The organism is Enterobacter sp. 18A13, assembly GCF_007035975.1.
Lineage (GTDB): Bacteria > Pseudomonadota > Gammaproteobacteria > Enterobacterales > Enterobacteriaceae > Enterobacter > Enterobacter vonholyi.
The window spans coordinates 652305-671750 of sequence record NZ_AP019634.1 but is presented as its reverse complement, the minus strand read 5'-3'; the positions used below and the strand labels follow the sequence as shown (position 1 = coordinate 671750).

The window sequence follows — 19446 nt, the reverse complement described above, 5'->3', positions numbered from 1 at the left end:
AGGCTACACTTCGAGGCTGAAATTCCTTCTCATTACGATAAAAGAGGCGAAGTCCAACGTGGCTCAATTCGTTTATACCATGCATCGTGTCGGCAAAGTTGTCCCGCCGAAACGTCATATTCTTAAAAATATCTCGCTGAGCTTCTTCCCGGGCGCAAAAATCGGTGTTCTGGGTCTCAACGGTGCCGGTAAGTCCACCCTGCTGCGCATCATGGCCGGCATTGATACAGACATCGAAGGTGAAGCCCGTCCGCAGCCTGGCATCAAGATTGGCTACCTGCCGCAGGAACCTCAGCTGAACCCGGAACACACCGTTCGCGAATCCGTTGAAGAAGCGGTATCCGAAGTGGTTAACGCCCTGAAAGGTCTCGATGAAGTGTATGCCAAATACGCCGAGCCGGATGCGGACTTCGACAAGCTGGCTGCACAGCAGGGCAAGTATGAAGAGATTATCCAGGCGCACGACGGTCACAACCTGAACGTGCAGCTGGAGCGCGCGGCTGACGCCCTGCGTCTGCCGGACTGGGATGCGAAAATCGCTAACCTCTCCGGGGGTGAACGCCGTCGCGTGGCGCTGTGCCGCCTGCTGCTGGAAAAACCAGATATGCTGTTGCTCGACGAACCAACCAACCACCTGGATGCGGAATCCGTGGCGTGGCTGGAGCGCTTCCTGCACGACTTTGAAGGCACCGTTGTGGCGATTACCCACGACCGTTACTTCCTCGACAACGTCGCTGGCTGGATCCTGGAGCTGGACCGCGGCGAAGGTATTCCGTGGGAAGGCAACTACTCTTCCTGGCTGGAGCAAAAAGATCAGCGTCTGGCGCAGGAAGCGTCTCAGGAAGCGGCCCGTCGTAAGTCTATCGAGAAAGAGCTGGAGTGGGTGCGTCAGGGCGCGAAAGGCCGTCAGTCTAAAGGCAAAGCCCGTCTGGCACGCTTCGAAGAGCTGAACAACACCGAATACCAGAAACGTAACGAAACCAACGAACTGTTTATTCCACCTGGAGCACGTCTGGGGGATAAAGTGGTTGAAGTGACCAACCTGCGTAAGTCTTACGGCGACCGTGTGCTGATCGACGACCTGACCTTCTCCGTACCGAAAGGCGCTATCGTCGGCATCATCGGTCCGAACGGCGCGGGTAAATCGACCCTGTTCCGCATGATGTCCGGTCAGGAACAGCCTGACAGCGGCTCTATCACCCTGGGTGAGACCGTGAAGCTGGCCTCCGTTGACCAGTTCCGTGACGCGATGGACAACAGCAAAACCGTGTGGGAAGAAGTCTCCGGCGGTCTGGATATCATGCGCATCGGCAACACCGAGATGCCAAGCCGCGCCTATGTTGGCCGCTTTAACTTTAAAGGCACCGACCAGGGCAAACGCGTGGGCGAACTGTCCGGCGGTGAGCGCGGTCGTCTGCACCTGGCGAAGCTGCTGCAGGTGGGCGGTAACGTTCTGCTGCTTGATGAACCAACCAACGACCTGGATATTGAAACCCTGCGCGCGCTGGAAAACGCTCTGCTGGAGTTCCCGGGCTGCGCGATGGTTATCTCGCACGACCGCTGGTTCCTGGACCGTATCGCGACCCACATCCTGGACTATCAGGACGAAGGTAAGGTGGAGTTCTTCGAAGGTAACTTCACCGAATACGAAGAGTACAAGAAACGCACGCTGGGCGCCGACGCGCTGGAGCCGAAGCGTATTAAGTACAAGCGTATCGCGAAATAAAAGCAAAACGGCAACCTCGGTTGCCGTTTTTTATATTTGTACCCTCTCCCCGTGGGAAAGGGCCAGGGTGAGGGCATCAGGCGGCACAAACTCAGCCACCCACGTAATACCGCTTCACCTCGTCAAACTGCATCGCAAACTCGATATAGCTCATCAGCGCGGGCGAATTCAGCTTGCGGCTCGGGTAGGCCAGCCAGAGGTCGTTGCCTTCAACGTTCCACTCCGGCAGTACCTGCACCAGCGCGCCCTTTTCAACCTTATCTCCCAGCAGAAATGCAGGAAGCAGCGTGATCCCCGCCCCGGCCATCGCGCACTCGCGGGCGTACACCAGATTATCGGTCATGTGCGCGTTATCCGGCAGGTAGCGGTAATCCTCATTCTCGCTTCGCAGAAGCCACTCCGACCAGGCTCTGTGCGTAATGCTGCGGTGCTCCACCAGCTGACGGGGATGCGTTATCGGCGCCCGGCGCGCCAGATAGTCCGGCGAGGCCAGCATGTAGCGCGGACAGTGCCCGATCATTCGGCCAATCAGGGAGGAGTCCTGCGGCTTGCCGGTACGCAGCGCCACGTCAAAGCCGGACTCGACCAGATCCACCACATCATCAGAGATCGACACGTCCAGCGAAACCTCAGGATAGCGAAGCTGGAACTCGGCATTCATATGCGCCAGCAGCGTCGCGCCAATCCCAGCCGGACAGGTGATGCGCAGCCGCCCGCTCGGGTTTTCGCGCAGGCGCTGAATGGCATACTCCGCCCGCTCGCTGGCCGCCAGCATTTCGCGGCAGTGCACCAGATAGTGCTCGCCCGCAAACGTCAGGTTCAGCCTGCGGGTAGTGCGGTTAAGCAGGCGGATACCCAACTGCTGCTCCAGCTGGCTAATTCGCTGGCTGACGCTGGATTTCGGCAGTTCGGCTTTTTGGGCTGCCGCGGTAAAGCTGCCCATCTCCGCCACCAGCGCGAAAAGCGCCATATCCTGCAGCTGTTTAAACATGATTGTTCATCCTGTACGAACGCTGAGTTCTTGATTGTCCATCTTATCATGCAGCTGGCCACTTAATAGACTAGCCTCAACAAAACGCATGCCATTGAGGAGCACACCATGTCAATGAAAGCCATTGCCGTGAACCCGGAAAATCCGTCCACCTTCATTGAAATCACCCCACCGATGCCACAGCCCGGCGAGCACGATCTGCTGGTGGAGGTCAAAGCCGTCTCGGTTAACCCGGTCGATACCAAAGTCCACGCGGGCATTGCCAAAAACGGGCTGAAAGAGCCGCGCATTCTCGGGTGGGACGCCAGCGGGATCGTCAAAGCCGTTGGGACGGGCGTCACCGGATTTAAACCGGGAGATGAAGTGTGGTACGCGGGCGACATCACCCGCCCGGGCAGCAACACCACGCATCAGCTGATTGATGCGCGCATTGTCGGGCGCAAGCCTGCAAGCCTCGGCTGGGCCGCTGCCGCTGCACTGCCGTTGACCGCACTCACCGCGTGGGAAGGCCTGTTTGAACGGCTGAACATTCAGGATGCCGGCGCGGACAAAACCCTGCTGATCATTGGCGGCGCGGGCGGGGTGGGATCGCTGGCGATCCCGTTTGCGAAGCACAACAGCAAGGTGAAGATCGTCGCAACCGCGTCTCGCGAAGATTCCGCCCGGTGGTGCCGCGATCGCGGTGCAGATGTGGTGGTGAACTACCGCGATCTGAAAGGCGAACTGGCGAAACACGGGCTCAAATTTGTGGATTACATTTTCATCCTCAACGACACCGACGGACACTGGGATGCGGTCAGCGAACTGATTGCCCCACAGGGGCATATCTGTTCCATCGTGGAGAATGAACACCCGCTGAACCAGGACAAGCTGAAGTCGAAATCCGCCGCCCTGCACTGGGAATTTATGTACACCCGCAGCATGTACCAGACCGCGGATATGGCGCGTCAGGGTGAGATCCTCAATGAGGTGGCGAAGCTGGTAGATAATGGCGTGGTGGAAAGCTCACTGAGTGAAACGCTGCACGGGCTGAGCGTGGAGAGCATTACCGAGGCGCACCGTAAGGTACTGGACGGGCATATGCGCGGAAAAGTGGTGGTGGAGTTCTGAGTGGCTTGATGCCCTCAACCCGGCCCTCTCCCGCAGGGAGAGGGTTAGGGTGAGGAGTAAGTTTTTACCCCTGCTCCCCCATCATCTCCTTCACCAGCTCGACGCAGCGCAGGAAACGGGAGTCGTAGTCCGACTCTTCCACGTGCACAAACTCAACGTTGTTTTCGTTGAGCATCTCCACCAGCATGGACTGGAATTCACGCCTGTCAACGGAGCTGCCTAGGCTGCGCATGCCGTCGGCCACCCACGGGGTGTTGTTTTCCAGCAGGATCACCAGGTCAAAGCGATATTCGTCAATCAGCGCCTGCACGAACGGGTGCTCGCGCCCTTCGTATTTTTTACAGAACGCCTGAGTGGTGACAAAATCGGTATCGATAAACGCCACCTTGTTGGCATATTTCACTGCGAAATCAATGTACTGGGCGTGACCGAGCGCGATTTTGTCATAGTCGGAATACTGCAGCGCCATCTCGTCGCCGCCCAGGTGCGAGAAGACATAATCGCGGCCGTACTCCCATGCGCTGGTGGTATTGAAGATATTCGCCAGCTTGTTGACCAGCGTTGATTTACCGCTCGACTCGCCGCCCAGGATCGCGACGGTGCGCACAAAGAACGGCTTCACCTCGGTCGGGATGTAATCCCAGTAGCGGAACGGATTTTCGCGGATCTGCGCTCCGCTGATGTTCATGAAGGTGCGTTTCGGATCGATCAGCACCGTCTCGATGCCCAGATGCTCGCGGAACTGCGGCGCATCGGACTCTTCAGAGGTGTAGATCCAGTTAGGCGCAATGCCCTTCTCTTCCATAAACGCTTTGATGCCGTTGCTCCACACGTCCCAGCCGTGCGGATACGGCTCCATGCCCTCTTCGTTAAAGGCATGAATGCGAATGTTTTTCTGGTACTTGAAGGTCTGAAGCAGCCAGCGCAGGCGGTCAGGCACGGTCGGCTGCTGCGACATGGCGCTGTCCTCAAACAGCTGACGATCGCGGGTTTCATCGTAGCCCATGATGATGTGCAGCTCGTCAACCTGGCTACAGGCTCGCTGGATCAGATAGATATGCCCGGTATGCAGCGGGTAAAACTTGCCGAACACCACGCCGATGTTCTTTTGCATACGCGGGAATTCCAGCCCCAGAAAGCGGTGCAGCGCTTCCAGCTTCTGCGCGCTGGGGCTTTTGATTTTGGCGTTCAGCAGCTGGCTCAAATAACCCTTGGTCATGCCGCTGGCGTCCGCCACCTGCTGCAGAGTGCAGCCCTTCTGGCGGATAGCGGTCTTGATGTAGTCAAATGATGACATAAATTACGGTGCCTCCTGCAAAATCGAATACGTAATTATAAGTCGTCAAAGACATTTAACGCATCTGCGAGTTTCTTCACGCCGAAAACCTGCATCCCTTCCGGGATTTTTTTCGGCACGTTAGCAGCGGGAACGATAGCCCGGCGGAAACCGTGTTTTGCCGCCTCGGAGATACGCTCCTGGCCGCTGGGCACCGGACGGATTTCCCCGGCGAGGCCCACCTCACCGAAGACGACCAGATCCTGCGGCAGCGGTCTGTCGCGCAGGCTTGAGACCATCGCCAGCAGCAGCGCCAGGTCTGCGCTGGTCTCAGTGACTTTCACGCCACCCACCACGTTAACGAAAACGTCCTGATCCGCCATCTGCAGCCCACCGTGACGGTGCAGCACCGCCAGCAGGATCGCCAGACGGTTCTGTTCCAGACCGACCGCCACGCGCCGCGGGTTGCCCATCATCGACACGTCCACCAGCGCCTGAATTTCGACGAGCAGCGGGCGCGTGCCTTCCCACAGCACCATCACCGAACTGCCGGAGGTGGTCTCATCTCCCCGGCTCAGGAAGATCGCCGACGGGTTGCTGACTTCGCGCAGCCCCTGCTCGGTCATGGCAAACACGCCTAACTCGTTCACCGCCCCAAAGCGGTTTTTATGGCTGCGCAGGGTACGGAAACGGGAGTCCGCGTCGCCGTCGAGCATGACGGAGCAGTCGATACAGTGTTCAAGCACCTTCGGTCCCGCCAGCGAGCCGTCTTTGGTCACGTGGCCGACCATCACAATCGCCACGCCGCGCGTTTTGGCAAAGCGCGTCAGGTAGGCCGCCGTTTCACGCACCTGCGCCACGCTGCCCGGCGAGGACTGAATGTCCGCCATGTGCATCACCTGGATGGAGTCGATCACCATCAGCTTCGGCTGCTCTTCTTCGGCGATCATGCAGATCTGCTCGATGCTGGTTTCGGAGAGCATGTTCAGATTGCCGGTCGGCAGGCCCAGACGGTGCGCGCGCATCGCCACCTGCTGCAGTGATTCTTCGCCCGTGACGTACAGGGTTTTCATCTGTTCGGCGAGCTTGCAGAGCGTTTGCAGCAGCAGGGTCGATTTACCCGCGCCCGGGTTACCGCCGATCAAAATGGCGCTCCCCGGCACCACGCCGCCGCCGAGCACGCGGTCAAACTCTTTGAACCCGGTGGAGAAGCGCGGCAGCTCTTCGAGGCTGATGTCCGAAAGTTTTTGCACCTTCGCCACGCCCGCATTGCCCGCGTAGCCGCTCAGGCGTTCATTGCGCGCCACGCTCGGCGAAGCCGCCACACCACGCACTTCGGTGATGGTGTTCCAGGCATGACAGGCGCTGCATTGCCCCTGCCAGCGCGGATAATCCGCACCACATTCATTACAGACAAATGCGCGTTTTGGAGCTTTCGCCACGGTTTACCTCGTTATTTCTGATTAAGGCTGCCGGAGAGAATGCAGAACACCCCCATCAGGTCAGCGTGACGGATAGTGACTTCCGTCTTTTCATTCACTTTTGGCTTGGCATGGTAGGCAATGCCCAGGCCGGCCGCTTTGATCATCGGCAGGTCGTTCGCGCCGTCCCCGATAGCGACGGTCTGGATAACCGGAATTTCATATTTTTCCGCCAGACGCGTCAGCGTATTGGCTTTGTACTGGGCATCAACGATATCGCCGATCACCTGGCCGGTCAGCTTGCCGTCCATGATCTCCAGCTCATTGGCCACCACGGTGGTCAGATGCAGTTTTTCCCGCAGGTAATCTGCGAAGAAGGTGAAGCCACCGGAGGCGATTGCCACCTTCCAGCCGAGGGACTGCAGCTTCAGCACCAGCTGCGTCAGCCCTGGCATCAGCGGCAGCACGTCGCGCACCTGGCGCAGAATGTTGGCATCGGCCCCTTTCAGGGTCGCCACGCGCTGTCGCAGGCTGGCGGTGAAATCCAGCTCGCCGCGCATCGCACGCTCGGTGACTTCCGCCACCAGCTCGCCGCTGCCCGCCAGCTTCGCAATTTCGTCGATACACTCGATCTGAATGGCGGTAGAGTCCATGTCCATGACCAGCAGGCCAGGCGTTTTCAGGTGCGGAATTTTACCCAGCGGCGCGACGTCCAGCCCGGCGTCATGCGCCAGACGCGTGGCGCGCTGCGTCAAAGAGCCCGCCAGGCGAATGACCTGATAGTCTTCCACGCACCAGGCGGCGACGATGACCATCGCGGCCCCCAGTTTGGTTTGATACTGGGTCAGGCGTTGCTTATCCAGACCGCGTCCATAGAGGAGCCAGCCGCTACGACCGGCATGGTAATCCAGAGGCATCACCTCATCGCCACTTAAAGAGAGCGGCAATCCTGGCCATAAAGAGACATCCGTTGGCAGGTCACACCAGGTAATGTTCGGCATTAAAGCTCCTGTAATTTCGTTCGCGCCGGAAGGTTGCAGAGGGAAAATAACGCATGAGGCTACCCTGTAACCATCACTTCTGGCAACATTAAGCCGTAAATTTTCAGCAGGTGGAATATGGCTCGCGCAAAACTGAAATTCCGGCTCCATCGCGCCGTGATCGTCCTTTCCTGTCTCGCACTCTTAGTGGTGCTGATGCAGGGGGCATCGTGGTTTAGCCAGAATCATCAACGGCAACGCAACCCGCAGTTTGAAGAGCTGGCCCGCACGCTGGCACGCCAGGTGACGCTCAACGTCGCACCGTCCATGCGAACCGAAACGCCGGACGATAAGCGAATAGGCCAGGTTTTACGCCTGCTCACGGAGAATAGCCGCATTCTTGATGCGGGCGTCTATGATGAGCAAGGCAACCTGATTGCCCGCGCGGGCGAACATGTCGACGTGCGCGACAGGCTGGCGCTTGACGGTAAAAAAGCCGGCGGCTACTTCAACCAGCAGCTTGTTGAACCTATTCAGGGTAAGAATGGCCCCCTGGGGTATCTGCGCCTGACACTCGACACCCACACCCTGCCCACTGAAGCCAAGCAGGTCGATAATACCACCAATATTCTGCGCCTGATGCTACTGCTTTCTCTCGCCATCGGCGTTGTGCTGGCGCGCACCCTGCTTCGCGGCAAGCGCTCGCGATGGCAGCAATCCCCGTTCCTGCTGACCGCCAGCAGATCCGTTCCCGAAGACGAAGAGAGCGAGAAGAAAGAATAGTGATAAAGTAGGCGAACGATTCGGAAAAGGAACTTTGCCATGACGACGTTACGCCTGCTTATCTCTGACTCTTACGATCCCTGGTTTAATCTCGCGGTAGAAGAGTGCATTTTCCGCCAGATGCCTGCCACCCAGCGCGTCCTGTTTCTCTGGCGTAACGCCGATACGGTCGTGATCGGCCGCGCGCAAAACCCGTGGAAAGAGTGCAATACGCGGCGTATGGAAGAGGATAACGTCCGCCTCGCGCGCCGGAGCAGCGGCGGTGGCGCGGTCTTTCACGATCTGGGCAATACCTGCTTTACCTTTATGGCGGGAAAACCGGAATACGACAAAACCATCTCAACTTCGATTGTCCTCAATGCGCTGAATTCACTCGGCGTGACGGCTGAAGCCTCCGGACGTAACGATCTGGTGGTGAAAACCCCCGAGGGCGACCGGAAGGTCTCCGGCTCCGCCTACCGCGAAACGATGGATCGCGGGTTCCACCACGGCACCTTGCTGCTGAATGCCGATCTCAGCCGTCTGGCGAACTACCTTAATCCTGATAAGAAAAAGTTACAGGCTAAGGGCATTACGTCCGTACGCGGGCGCGTGGCAAATCTGGTGGAGCTGCTGCCGGGGATTACGCACGAGCAGATTTGCGACGCGATCCGTGAAGCGTTCTTTGAACATTACGGCGAGCGCGTGGAAGCAGAAGTGATCTCCCCAGACAAAACCCCGGATCTGCCCAACTTCGCCGACACCTTCGCCCGCCAGAGCAGCTGGGAGTGGAACTTCGGTCAGGCTCCTGCGTTTTCCCATCTACTGGATGAGCGTTTTACCTGGGGCGGCGTGGAATTGCACTTTGACGTGGAGAAGGGCCACATTACCCGTACGCAGGTCTTTACGGATAGTCTCAATCCGGCACCGTTAGAGGCGCTGGCCGCTCGTCTGCAGGGCTGTTTGTATCGGGCGGATATGCTGCAGCAGGAGTGTGACGCGTTGATTGGGGATTTCCCTGAGCAGGAGAAAGAGTTAAGGGATTTGTCAGCATGGATTGCGCAGGCCGTGCGCTAGGTGCGGTCTGGTGCCCTCACCCCAGCCCTCTCCCACAGGGAGAGGGAGGGAAGAGACAGAATTACGCTTTATCGCCCAGCAGAACGGATTCCAGCGCGATTTTGATCATGTCGTTGAAGGTAGTCTGACGCTCGGCAGCGGTGGTCTGCTCGTGGGTACGGATGTGGTCAGACACGGTACAGATGGTCAGCGCTTTCGCACCAAACTCAGCCGCGACGCCGTAGATACCCGCCGCTTCCATTTCCACGCCCAGGATGCCGTATTTTTCCATCACGTCGAACATCTCGCCGCCGTCCGGGGCATAGAACAGGTCAGCAGAGAAGATGTTACCCACGCGCGCTTCAACGCCCAGCGCTTTTGCTGCGTCAACCGCGTCGCGCACCATGCCGAAGTCAGCAATCGCTGCGAAGTCATGGTCTTTGAAACGCATACGGTTAACTTTGGAATCGGTGCAGGCACCCATACCGATAACGATGTCGCGCAGCTTAACGTCCATGCGCACCGCGCCGCAGGAGCCAACGCGGATAATTTTCTTCACGCCGAAATCGGTGATCAGCTCTTTAGTGTAGATAGAGCAGGATGGGATACCCATACCGTGGCCCATAACGGAAATTTTGCGGCCTTTATAGGTACCGGTGAAGCCCAGCATGCCGCGAACGTTGTTCACTTCACGCACGTCTTCCAGGAAGGTTTCTGCAATGTGCTTCGCGCGCAGCGGGTCGCCCGGCATCAATACGACGTCAGCGAAATCACCCATTTCTGCGTTAATGTGAGGAGTTGCCATCTTCAGTTCCTTTAACATTGTTTATTCTTTTCACCCTCTCCCTGCGGGAGAGGGTCGGGGTGAGGGCATCAGACCTCACCCAACATGATTCAGAACATGGCCTTGCCATATTCCATGTCAGACGTACCAAAGTATTTGGCGATAGTCTGGCCGATGTCCGCGAAGGTTTCACGGTGCCCCAGCGAGCCCGGCTTCACTTTCGGGCCGTACACCAGCACCGGAATGTGCTCACGGGTGTGGTCGGTACCGGTCCAGGTTGGGTCACAGCCGTGGTCCGCGGTCAGGATCAGAATGTCATCTTCACCCACCAGTTCCATCAGCTCCGGCAGACGGCGGTCGAACAGTTCCAGACCAGCCGCATAGCCTGCGACGTCGCGACGGTGGCCCCAGGAGGAGTCGAAGTCCACGAAGTTGGTGAAGACAATGGTCTTGTCGCCCGCTTCTTTCATCTCTTTGATGGTGGCATCGAACAGCGCATCCAGACCGGTGGCTTTGACCTTTTTGGTAATGCCGCAGTTAGCGTAGATATCCGCGATTTTACCCACGGACACCACGTGACCGTCCTTCTCTTCAACCAGCTTCTGCAGCACGGTAGGCGCCGGCGGCTCAACGGCCAGATCGTGACGGTTACCGGTACGCTGGAAGTTACCCGCTTTGTCGCCGATAAACGGACGCGCGATCACGCGCCCAATGTTGTAGCCGCCTTCGGTCAGCTCTTCACGGGCGATTTCGCACAGCTCGTAGAGTTTATCCAGGCCATACGTTTCTTCATGGCACGCAATCTGGAACACGGAGTCAGCAGAAGTGTAGAAAATCGGCTTGCCGGTTTTCATGTGCTCTTCGCCGAGCTGATCCAGAATCACGGTACCGGAAGAGTGGCAGTTGCCCAGGTACCCCGGCAGGTTGGCACGCTTCACCAGCTTATCGAGCAGCTCCTGCGGGAAGCTGTTCTCGTGATCGGAGAAATAGCCCCAGTCGAACAGCACCGGCACACCGGCGATTTCCCAGTGGCCAGACGGGGTGTCTTTACCGGAGGAGAGCTCGTGAGCCCAGGCGTAGGCGCCCACGACTTCCGCGTTGCCGTCCATACCGGCTGCGATTTTACCGGTAGAGCCTTCATGCGCTTTCACCAGCCCGAGGCGGGTCAGGTTAGGTAGAGTCAGAGGGCCTTTACGACCGTTGTCCGCTTCGCCTTTCGCACAGGCTTCCGCGATGTGACCCATGGTATCGGAACCCACGTCACCAAAACGTTCTGCATCTTCGGTTGCGCCGATGCCGAATGAGTCCAGCACCATAATAAATGCACGTTTCATAATTGTTCTCCGTACGTAGTGCTTCAAAAATTATCGATCAGATCAGTATACCGCTATTCGGTGATACGGCGATAGACAGTCGGTGTGGTTTCAGGTGCTTTATTGTCAAGCGTGATGGCCGCCTTCACCGCTTTTGCCGCTTCCTGCCAGCTGGCTTCGTCTTTGGCGTGGATCACCGCCAGCGGACGTTGACCGTCAACGCTGTCGCCCAGACGGGCCATATCGGTAAAGCCGACGCTGTAATCAATGGTGTCTGACGCCTGACGGCGGCCGCCACCCATCGAGACCACCGCCATACCCAGCGCGCGGGTGTCCATCGCAGAGACAAACCCTTCGCTATCGGCATACACCGCTTTGCTGAGCGTCGCGGTTGGCAGGTACTTCGCATAGTTTTCGACGAAATCGATCGGGCCTTTCTGCGCGGCAACCATGCGGCCAAAGATCTCCGCCGCTTTGCCGTTGTCCAGCACCGCCTGCAGTTTTGCGCGGGCGTCAGCGTCGTCTTTGGCGAGCTTGCCGGAGATTAACATCTCAACGCACAGCGCCATGGTGACGTCAAACAGACGCGGGTTACGGTATTCTCCGGTGAGGAACTGGACGGCCTCACGCACTTCGACGGCATTACCGGCGCTGGAGGCCAGCACCTGATTCATGTCGGTGAGCAGTGCGGTGGTGCGCACGCCCGCGCCGTTGGAGACGCCAACGATCGCTTCGGCAAGCTGCGCAGAGAGTTCATAGGTTGGCATAAAGGCGCCGCTGCCCACCTTCACGTCCATCACCAGCGCATCTAGCCCTTCCGCCAGCTTCTTCGCCAGGATAGAGGCGGTGATCAGCGGGATGGAGTCAACGGTCGCGGTGATGTCGCGGGTCGCGTAGAAACGCTTGTCTGCCGGAGCAAGAGAGCTGGTCTGGCCGATAATCGCCACACCAACGTCTTTAATAATGTCGCGGAAGCGGTTGTCGTCCGGGAAGATATCGAAACCCGGAATGGCTTCCAGTTTGTCGAGCGTACCGCCGGTGTGGCCCAGGCCGCGTCCGGAGATCATCGGGATGTAACCACCACAGGCTGCCACCATTGGGCCGAGCATCAGGGAGGTCACGTCGCCCACGCCGCCGGTGGAGTGTTTATCCACAATCGGGCCATTAAGGTTGAGGCTTTTCCAGTCCAGAACGGTTCCTGAATCTCGCATCGCCATGGTCAGCGACACGCGCTCAGGCATCGACATATCGTGGAAGAAAATGGTCATCGCCAGAGCCGCAATCTGCCCTTCTGAGACGGTGTTATCACGAATGCCGTTGATGAAGAAGCGGATCTCTTCGTCGCTTAATGCATGACCATCACGTTTTTTACGAATAATTTCTTGTGCGAGAAACACGGTAACCCCCATGAGGAATCGGGTGAATGGTGGCGGGTACGGTTTACCCGACCACGATCCGGGTAGGCCGGGTAAGCGTAGCGCCACCCGGCAATTCAAACTTAGTAGCTGCTTGCGCTCTTACCGTCGCCGTGACCCAGCGCTTTCAGCAGGCTGGCCAGCAGGCTGGAGGCGCCGAAGCGGTAGTGACGAGAATCGGCCCAGTCGGCACCAAACAGCTCGTCGGCAATCGCCAGGAACTGCTGCGCGTCTTCAGCGGTACGCACGCCGCCCGCAGGTTTGAAACCGACGGTTTTGGACACGCCCATGTCGCGGATAACTTCCATCATGATGCGCGCGCTTTCCGGGGTCGCATTCACCGGCACTTTACCGGTAGAGGTTTTAATGAAATCCGCACCGGCTTTGATGGAGATTTCAGACGCCTTACGAATCAGCGCCTCTTCTTTAAGCTCGCCGGTTTCGATGATCACTTTCAGCAGCACGTTTGCCGCCGCACACGCGTCTTTACAGGCTTTCACCAGGTCAAAACCGACCTGCTCGTTACCGGCGATCAGCGCGCGGTACGGGAACACCACGTCAACTTCGTCTGCGCCGTAGGCAATCGCCGCGCGGGTTTCTGCCAGCGCAATGTCGATATCGTCGTTGCCGTGCGGGAAGTTAGTCACGGTTGCAATGCGCACGTCCGGGGTGCCCTGCTCTTTCAGCGTCTTACGGGCAATCGGGATAAAGCGCGGGTAGATACAAACGGCTGCGGTATTACCCACCGGCGTTTTCGCCTGATGGCACAGGGCGATGACTTTCTCATTGGTGTCGTCATCGTTCAGGGTGGTCAGGTCCATCAGTTTCAACGCGCGCAGGCTGCTTGCAGTTAAATCGGTCATAACATTCTCCAACGGCAGTGCCGTATAAATTTTACCTTGCGGGTCTGTGAGTATTCTAACATTCACCCGCATCCACACTTCGACATTCATCACAGTTAATGAAAACTGCGTACTAATTTGCATTACTGTAATGAGATCTTCTTCAAACTTTAGTGCGCAAATTGCCGACTAAAGCAGCAATACCCCCTGTGGGATCAAAAGCGCCAACAGGCAGGCTTTCTACAATCCGTTCATCATCCGCAGAACATTCAAGGAAGCGAATATGCCCCACTCCAGCCCCGACGCCCTGCAGCAACGTTGCCAGCAGATTGTGACAAGCCCGGTGTTAACCCCGGAACAAAAACGTCATTTTCTGGCGCTGGAAGCGGAAAACAACCTGCAGTATCCGGCACTTCCTGAAGCTGCGCGCGCCGCGCTGGACGAGGGGTTTATCTGCGACATGTTCGAAGGCCATGCGCCTTACAAACCCCGTTACGTTCTGCCGGATTACGCAAAATTTCTGGCTAATGGTTCAGAATGGCTTGAGCTGGAAGGGGCAAAAGATCTCGACGATGCCCTCTCGCTGTTAACCATCCTCTACCATCATGTTCCGTCCGTCACATCGATGCCGGTCTATCTCGGTCAGCTTGATGCGTTGCTGCAACCTTATGTTAGAATTCTAACACAAGAAGAGATCGATAGCCGAATAAAACGTTTCTGGCGCTATCTCGACCGTACGCTGCCGGATGCGTTTATGCACGCAAACATCGGGCCTGCTGACGGCCCCATCACCCGTGCCATTTTGCGGGCCGATGCAGAGCTGAAGCAGGTCGCGCCAAACCTGACCTTTATCTACGATCCCGATATCACCCCGGACGACTTGCTGCTTGAGGTAGCAAAAAACATATGTGAATGCAGCAAACCGCATATTTCTTATGGCCCGGTGAATGATAAAATTTTCACAAAAGGCCGTTACGGCGTGGTGAGCTGTTACAACTCCCTGCCGCTTGCAGGCGGTGGCAGCACCTTGGTGCGCCTTAACCTCAAAGCCATTGCTGAACGCAGCACATCCATTGAAGACTTCTTCACCCGCACGCTCCCGCACTACTGCCAGCAGCAAATGGCCATCATCGATGCACGCTGCGGTTTCCTGTACGAGCAATCTGGCTTCTTTGAGAATAGCTTCCTGGTGAAAGAGGGGCTGATTGATGCCGATCGGTTTGTGCCGATGTTTGGCATTTACGGCCTGGCGGAAGCGGTAAACTCGCTTTGTGAGAAAGCAGGAATAGCGGGACGCTACGGAAAAGATGAGCAGGCCAACGCGCTGGGCTATCGCATCAGCGAACAGCTTGCGGCGTTTGTCGAAAACACGCCGGTGAAGCACGCCTGGAAGCAGCGCGCGATGCTTCATGCCCAGTCGGGGATCAGCTCCGATTCGGGTACCACGCCAGGCGCGCGCCTGCCCTACGGCGACGAGCCGGATCCCATCAGCCACCTGCTGGCGGTGGCTCCCCATCACAAGCACTACTCTTCCGGGATAAGCGATATTCTGACGCTGGATGAAACAGTAAAACGCAACCCGCAGGCGGTGGTTCAGCTGTGCCTGGGCGCGTTCAGGGCGGGTATGCGTGAGTTTACCGCCAACGTAGCGGGTAACGATCTGGTGCGCGTAACCGGGTATATGGTGCGGCTATCGGATCTGGAGAAATACCGCGAAGCAGGGTCGAGAACGAACACCACGTGGCTGGGTGAAGAAGCCGCACGTAATACCCGTATTCTGGAACGTCAGCCTCGCGTGATTAGCCATGAACAGCAGATGCGCTTTAGTTAGTCAGGTCATCCCTTTTTCCTGCGTGGACGGGCCGGGCAGCCGCCTGGCCCTGTTCCTGCAGGGCTGCAACCTGCGCTGTAAAACCTGCCACAACCCGTGGACGATCGGCCGCTGCAATGACTGCGGGGACTGCGTGCCCCACTGCCCGCACGACGCGCTGACCATTCAGGCCGGGCGCGTCTGGTGGCAGGAGAGCGACTGCCAGCAGTGCGACACCTGCCTGCACCTGTGCCAGCAGCAGGCGACGCCCATGGCGCACCGCTTCAGCGTGGAGGAGATCCTCACCCAGGTCCGCAAATCCGCACCGTTTATCGAAGGGATCACCGTAAGCGGCGGGGAAGCCACAACTCAATTGCCGTTTTTAGTGACGCTATTCTCTGCGATCAAAGCCGATCCCGCCCTGAATCATCTGACCTGCCTGGTCGACAGCAACGGCTTGTTAAGCGAAACCGGCTGGCAAAAGCTGCTGCCGGTACTGGATGGCGCGATGCTGGACCTGAAGGCGTGGGGGAACGAACACCACCGCTTCCTGACCGGGCGCGAAAACCCGCAGATCAAGCAGAGCATCCGCTGGCTGGCAGATCGTCACCGTTTGACGGAGCTCCGCCTGCTGGTGATTCCGGGGCAGTGTGATTACCTGGAACATCTGAAGCCGCTGACGGCGTTTATCCACGGGCTGGGAAACGTGGCGGTACGCCTTAACGCGTTTCATGCGCACGGCGTATACGGTGAGGCAGCGTCATGGCGCAGCGCCACGCCAGAAGACGTTGAACCGCTGGCGCGGGCGCTGGAAAAACAGAAAATAACGGTGATCCGCCCGGCGCTTTATCTATAGCGTGATGCCAAATACCGAACGCGTATTTTCCAGCAGAGCATCGGCAATCACCTCTTCCGGCTCCTGACGCAGTTCACACAGGGTGGTGAACACGCGCGCCGCCTGTTCCGGGCGATTCGGCTGTCCCTGAAAACCGTTCAGCGGCATATCCGGCGCGTCAGTTTCCAGCAGAAGCGCCGACAGCGGCAGCTGTGCCATCACGTCACGGGTTTTACTGGCGCGCGGATAGGTGATGGTGCCACCCACACCAATTTTATAGCCCAGTTTAATGAAACGCTGCGCCTGCTGCAGGCTGCCGGAGAAACCGTGCACGACGCCCCTGCGCGGCAGATCGATGCGTTTCAGGTGCATCGCCAGCTTATCGTGCGTGCGTCTTGAGTGGAGGATCACCGGCAGATCGTGGCGCTTCGCCAGCCTGAGCTGCGCGTCGAGGATCGTCTGCTGGCGCTCAAACTGCGGATCCTCGCGATAAAGATCGAGGCCGATCTCACCGATGGCGACAAGCTTGTCGCCTGCGGTCTGCACGATCTCATCAAGCCTCTCAATGTGCTCATCCCGATGCCGCTCAATCACAATCGGATGCAGGCCGAGCGCGGCATAGAGCGCGGAGTGCCGCATGGAAAGATCCAGCACGCGGGAAAAATAGGCCGCTTCCACTGAAGGAACAATGATGGCCTGAACGCCTGCCTCGGCCGCTTTCGCAATACTGTGTTCTTCATCTCCCGTAAACGGCGGGAAATCGAAGTGGCAGTGGGTATCAATAAAGCAGTGCGTCACGCCAGATCCTCGTTATCCAGTAAAGCGTCATTCGCCTGCGGAATATCCACAAGCGGCATCGTCAGGGCATCGTTAGCGACAATCGCAGGCGGCGTAATAATGCGTTTATGGCGATGAAGAGGCGGTTGCTCTGCCAGCATTTTACCCACCGTCGCCAGGAAGTAGCGTCCGCACAGCCGCCCCGTTTTGTAATCCATGCGCAGCGCAGGGACGCGGCTGCCCAGCGCCATGCTCAGCAGCGGCTTAGGCGGATAAATTTCAAAAATACGCAGCTTACCCGGTGGCTTTTCAATGAATCGCTGCATCGCGCCGTAGGTTGTTTCATGCTGCTTCGCGATATTCACCAGCGGCTGAAGGCTGCTGTCGCCCAGCCAGCGCTCCATCCGCTTAAACCACTGCGGGGTGTAATACATTTGCGACGGCACGGTGCGGATCACCACGATGGTTTTCGCCCCGCGACGGGCGGCTTCCTGCACCGGCACCGCGTCACTGATCCCGCCGTCCAGATAGCTAATGCCGTCCAGCAGGGCGCCGGTACGATAAAAACCGGGGATCGCGCTGGAGGCGCGGATGATGTCCAGCCAGTTCTCTTTCTGAGGCGAAAAATAGCCCGGCGAATAGTCATCGCCCCGGCTGGCGCACATCCAGAACTCTTTGCCGCTATCAAACAGACGCGCGGCGGTGTCCATGGCCAGCGGCATCTGGCTGGAGGTCGACTCCAGCAGCCAGTCGAGATCGATCAGGTTGCCGCCGCGCACAAAGCGCACCGGATTAAAAAATTCTTTCGCCGTGGTATAGCGCATGATGACCTTTCGCGCGTAGCCGGGCTGGTTGCAGACATAGGCAGAGAGGTTCTGCGCCCCGGCAGACGTGCCGAAATAGAGGTCAAACGGGTTGAACTGCGCGCGCATAAATTCGTCGAGCACGCCAGCGGTGAAAATGCCGCGCTGTCCGCCACCCTCGCAGACCAGCGCGAGTTGACCTGCGCGGAACGGTTTTAACGTCAGCGGCGCAATATTGCCAAGCGTAACGGGAATTCGTTGCCCCACCTCTGCTTTCCTGTTTTGATTATTTTATAACACCACAGTAACGCACCCGACCTGTTACGCAAATAAGAAAAAGCCAGTCACAGTGACTGGCTTTATTTTGTTGAAGGAATATTGCGTTTGCTACGGACGTCGACGTCCCGTAAACAGGCTGACCAGGAACAGAATAATACCCACAACGAAGACAATTTTAGCTGCCCATGCCGCTGTACCTGCCAGTCCACCAAAGCCCAATGCGGCGGCAATTAACGCGATAACCAGAAATATAATGCCCCAACGAAACATAAGCTTCTCCTTTACCATAGTTAATGTCGGCCGCTAAACGTGAGCGCTCAGGTCACTCACCGGCGTTTTTCCAGAGTCGTTCTTATTTCGCCCGCTGGTGTTAGCCAGACGGGCGAATGGTCAAGATTTACTTCGTTTTCAGATCGTTTTTAACGCTTTTCACACCGTCAATCGCTTTCGCGATGGACTCGGCACGTTCACTTTGCGCCTGCGAATCTACCGTACCGGAAAGCTGAACCACGCCATCGGTGGTTTCTACTTTCACCTTACGGGACGGCACGATGTCATCCGCTAAAAGTTTAGCTTTGATTTCGCTGGTGGTGGCTGCATCACCGGCATAACCTTTCACCGACGCGTTTTTGCCGTCACGGACGTGCAGCTTATCGCTGACGGAGGCGACACCTTCGACGCCTTTCGCCACTTTTACCGCCTGTTCAGCCTGAGCCTGGCTTTCGACAAAGCCGCTCAGCGTGACCACTTTCTTGTCGGTCTTAACGGAAATGTCGGTGCTCTTAATGGCTTCATCATCCACCAGTGCGGCTTTCACTTTTGCTGTGATTGAGCTGTCATCCATGAAGTTGCCGACTTTATTCATAGAGCTATCGATTTTTTGCCCTGCGTTATCGGCCGTGGATTGTGCTTTATCCATGGTGCTGCTTTCCGCCAGGGCGGAGCCGCTCACCAGAACGCTACCCAGAGTTACAGCCAGCAGAGTTTTAGAAATCTTCAGTCTTGTCATATTCATCGATCTATTCCTGTGTTGACCCGTTATTCGGGCTGCATACTTCCTTAGTAGTTTTATATATTGCGAATAAACACGCGGGCAAAATGGATAACCTAAAGTCATGCATTGAACAGTTAATTTATCCACGCCCGGTGTTAAACACTGAGTTAAATATAGATCACTCTCACAGAGCCGCTTTCAGAATTGGGCAAAAAACGCGCGAATAGCGTGAAATTGCGTTGAATTAAGAACATTCCGCAAGGGATTAATAA

18 protein-coding genes are annotated in these 19446 nt (G+C 57.4%); 6 read left to right on the top strand and 12 right to left on the bottom strand.

All coding sequences use genetic code 11. The features are described from left to right. Window positions 1–58 precede the first annotated feature (58 nt). Window positions 59–1726: an energy-dependent translational throttle protein EttA gene (gene ettA, locus FOY93_RS03235; protein ID WP_003856515.1), complete on the top strand. Its 1668-nt coding sequence runs from the start codon at window positions 59–61 to the stop codon at window positions 1724–1726. Window positions 1727–1817: 91 nt separating this feature from the next. On the opposite strand, the gene FOY93_RS03230 is transcribed toward ettA, so the two are convergent. Then, window positions 1818–2717 (bottom strand): LysR family transcriptional regulator, encoded by a 900-nt coding sequence (locus FOY93_RS03230; RefSeq protein ID WP_136195631.1) that lies wholly within the window; start codon window positions 2715–2717, stop codon window positions 1818–1820. Window positions 2718–2825: 108 nt separating this feature from the next. Here FOY93_RS03230 and FOY93_RS03225 point away from each other — a divergent pair, with 108 nt between their 5' ends. After that, entirely contained in the window at window positions 2826–3827 is a 1002-nt protein-coding gene (locus FOY93_RS03225; protein WP_136195632.1) for a zinc-binding alcohol dehydrogenase family protein, read from the top strand. A 64-nt stretch (window positions 3828–3891) separates the two neighbouring features. On the opposite strand, the gene nadR is transcribed toward FOY93_RS03225, so the two are convergent. From nadR to serB, 3 genes are read right to left on the bottom strand one after another with little or no spacing between them, the layout of a single operon-like run. Then, window positions 3892–5124 (bottom strand): multifunctional transcriptional regulator/nicotinamide-nucleotide adenylyltransferase/ribosylnicotinamide kinase NadR, encoded by a 1233-nt coding sequence (gene nadR / locus FOY93_RS03220; protein WP_006810194.1) that lies wholly within the window; start codon window positions 5122–5124, stop codon window positions 3892–3894. Window positions 5125–5159: 35 nt separating this feature from the next. Next, on the bottom strand, window positions 5160–6545 hold the full coding sequence (gene radA / locus FOY93_RS03215; protein WP_136195633.1) for a DNA repair protein RadA: 1386 nt from the start codon (window positions 6543–6545) through the stop codon (window positions 5160–5162). 11 nt (window positions 6546–6556) lie between these two features. Beyond that, window positions 6557–7525: a phosphoserine phosphatase gene (serB, locus tag FOY93_RS03210; protein WP_136195634.1), complete on the bottom strand. Its 969-nt coding sequence runs from the start codon at window positions 7523–7525 to the stop codon at window positions 6557–6559. 117 nt (window positions 7526–7642) lie between these two features. Between serB and FOY93_RS03205 the strand changes: the two genes are divergently transcribed. Further along, window positions 7643–8287, top strand: coding sequence for a YtjB family periplasmic protein (locus FOY93_RS03205; RefSeq protein ID WP_115876488.1), 645 nt, complete (start codon window positions 7643–7645; stop codon window positions 8285–8287). Window positions 8288–8326: 39 nt separating this feature from the next. Then, window positions 8327–9343, top strand: coding sequence for a lipoate--protein ligase (lplA, locus tag FOY93_RS03200; protein WP_133293749.1), 1017 nt, complete (start codon window positions 8327–8329; stop codon window positions 9341–9343). 61 nt (window positions 9344–9404) lie between these two features. Here lplA and deoD read toward each other — a convergent pair whose 3' ends face one another. The 4 genes from deoD to deoC all read right to left on the bottom strand — a co-directional run bounded on the left by deoD (window position 9405) and on the right by deoC (window position 13697). Further along, window positions 9405–10127, bottom strand: a complete 723-nt coding sequence (deoD, locus tag FOY93_RS03195; protein WP_032643987.1) for a purine-nucleoside phosphorylase — start codon at window positions 10125–10127, stop codon at window positions 9405–9407. Window positions 10128–10216: 89 nt separating this feature from the next. Next, on the bottom strand, window positions 10217–11440 hold the full coding sequence (gene deoB, locus FOY93_RS03190; RefSeq protein WP_127729560.1) for a phosphopentomutase: 1224 nt from the start codon (window positions 11438–11440) through the stop codon (window positions 10217–10219). A gap of 53 nt (window positions 11441–11493) precedes the next feature. Further along, complete coding sequence (deoA, locus tag FOY93_RS03185; RefSeq protein ID WP_143344630.1) at window positions 11494–12816, bottom strand: thymidine phosphorylase; 1323 nt, start codon at window positions 12814–12816, stop codon at window positions 11494–11496. 101 nt (window positions 12817–12917) lie between these two features. Continuing rightward, window positions 12918–13697, bottom strand: coding sequence for a deoxyribose-phosphate aldolase (gene deoC / locus FOY93_RS03180; protein ID WP_023303054.1), 780 nt, complete (start codon window positions 13695–13697; stop codon window positions 12918–12920). 262 nt (window positions 13698–13959) lie between these two features. Here deoC and FOY93_RS03175 point away from each other — a divergent pair, with 262 nt between their 5' ends. Together FOY93_RS03175 and FOY93_RS03170 are read left to right on the top strand one after the other, a co-directional pair. Continuing rightward, window positions 13960–15507 carry a YjjI family glycine radical enzyme gene (locus tag FOY93_RS03175; RefSeq protein WP_143344629.1) on the top strand — a complete coding sequence of 516 codons (1548 nt, stop codon included), beginning with the start codon at window positions 13960–13962 and terminating at the stop codon, window positions 15505–15507. Then, window positions 15482–16342 (top strand): YjjW family glycine radical enzyme activase, encoded by an 861-nt coding sequence (locus tag FOY93_RS03170; protein ID WP_143344628.1) that lies wholly within the window; start codon window positions 15482–15484, stop codon window positions 16340–16342. Before FOY93_RS03175 ends, FOY93_RS03170 begins: the two co-directional genes overlap by 26 nt. On the opposite strand, the gene FOY93_RS03165 is transcribed toward FOY93_RS03170, so the two are convergent. The 4 genes from FOY93_RS03165 to osmY all read right to left on the bottom strand — a co-directional run bounded on the left by FOY93_RS03165 (window position 16337) and on the right by osmY (window position 19195). Continuing rightward, window positions 16337–17119 (bottom strand): TatD family hydrolase, encoded by a 783-nt coding sequence (locus FOY93_RS03165; RefSeq protein ID WP_143344627.1) that lies wholly within the window; start codon window positions 17117–17119, stop codon window positions 16337–16339. The genes FOY93_RS03170 and FOY93_RS03165 overlap by 6 nt on opposite strands. Continuing rightward, window positions 17116–18168 (bottom strand): patatin-like phospholipase family protein, encoded by a 1053-nt coding sequence (locus FOY93_RS03160; protein WP_024908268.1) that lies wholly within the window; start codon window positions 18166–18168, stop codon window positions 17116–17118. The genes FOY93_RS03165 and FOY93_RS03160 overlap by 4 nt, the downstream gene beginning before the upstream one ends. A gap of 120 nt (window positions 18169–18288) precedes the next feature. Beyond that, complete coding sequence (locus FOY93_RS03155; protein WP_003856556.1) at window positions 18289–18450, bottom strand: DUF1328 domain-containing protein; 162 nt, start codon at window positions 18448–18450, stop codon at window positions 18289–18291. A 127-nt stretch (window positions 18451–18577) separates the two neighbouring features. Then, complete coding sequence (gene osmY / locus FOY93_RS03150) at window positions 18578–19195, bottom strand: molecular chaperone OsmY (RefSeq protein WP_039260909.1); 618 nt, start codon at window positions 19193–19195, stop codon at window positions 18578–18580. Window positions 19196–19446: the final 251 nt, after the last annotated feature.

Bases quoted from the DNA above. Each gene is read 5' to 3' on its own strand.
- FOY93_RS03230 (WP_136195631.1), bottom strand. From the start codon at position 2,717: ATGTTTAAACAGCTGCAGGATATGGCGCTTTTCGCGCTGGTGGCGGAG.
- FOY93_RS03225 (WP_136195632.1), top strand. From the start codon at position 2,826: ATGTCAATGAAAGCCATTGCCGTGAACCCGGAAAATCCGTCCACCTTC.
- nadR (WP_006810194.1), bottom strand. From the start codon at position 5,124: ATGTCATCATTTGACTACATCAAGACCGCTATCCGCCAGAAGGGCTGC.
- serB (WP_136195634.1), bottom strand. From the start codon at position 7,525: ATGCCGAACATTACCTGGTGTGACCTGCCAACGGATGTCTCTTTATGG.
- FOY93_RS03205 (WP_115876488.1), top strand. From the start codon at position 7,643: ATGGCTCGCGCAAAACTGAAATTCCGGCTCCATCGCGCCGTGATCGTC.
- lplA (WP_133293749.1), top strand. From the start codon at position 8,327: ATGACGACGTTACGCCTGCTTATCTCTGACTCTTACGATCCCTGGTTT.
- deoD (WP_032643987.1), bottom strand. From the start codon at position 10,127: ATGGCAACTCCTCACATTAACGCAGAAATGGGTGATTTCGCTGACGTC.
- deoB (WP_127729560.1), bottom strand. From the start codon at position 11,440: ATGAAACGTGCATTTATTATGGTGCTGGACTCATTCGGCATCGGCGCA.
- deoC (WP_023303054.1), bottom strand. From the start codon at position 13,697: ATGACCGATTTAACTGCAAGCAGCCTGCGCGCGTTGAAACTGATGGAC.
- FOY93_RS03175 (WP_143344629.1), top strand. From the start codon at position 13,960: ATGCCCCACTCCAGCCCCGACGCCCTGCAGCAACGTTGCCAGCAGATT.
- FOY93_RS03170 (WP_143344628.1), top strand. From the start codon at position 15,482: ATGAACAGCAGATGCGCTTTAGTTAGTCAGGTCATCCCTTTTTCCTGC.
- FOY93_RS03155 (WP_003856556.1), bottom strand. From the start codon at position 18,450: ATGTTTCGTTGGGGCATTATATTTCTGGTTATCGCGTTAATTGCCGCC.
- osmY (WP_039260909.1), bottom strand. From the start codon at position 19,195: ATGAATATGACAAGACTGAAGATTTCTAAAACTCTGCTGGCTGTAACT.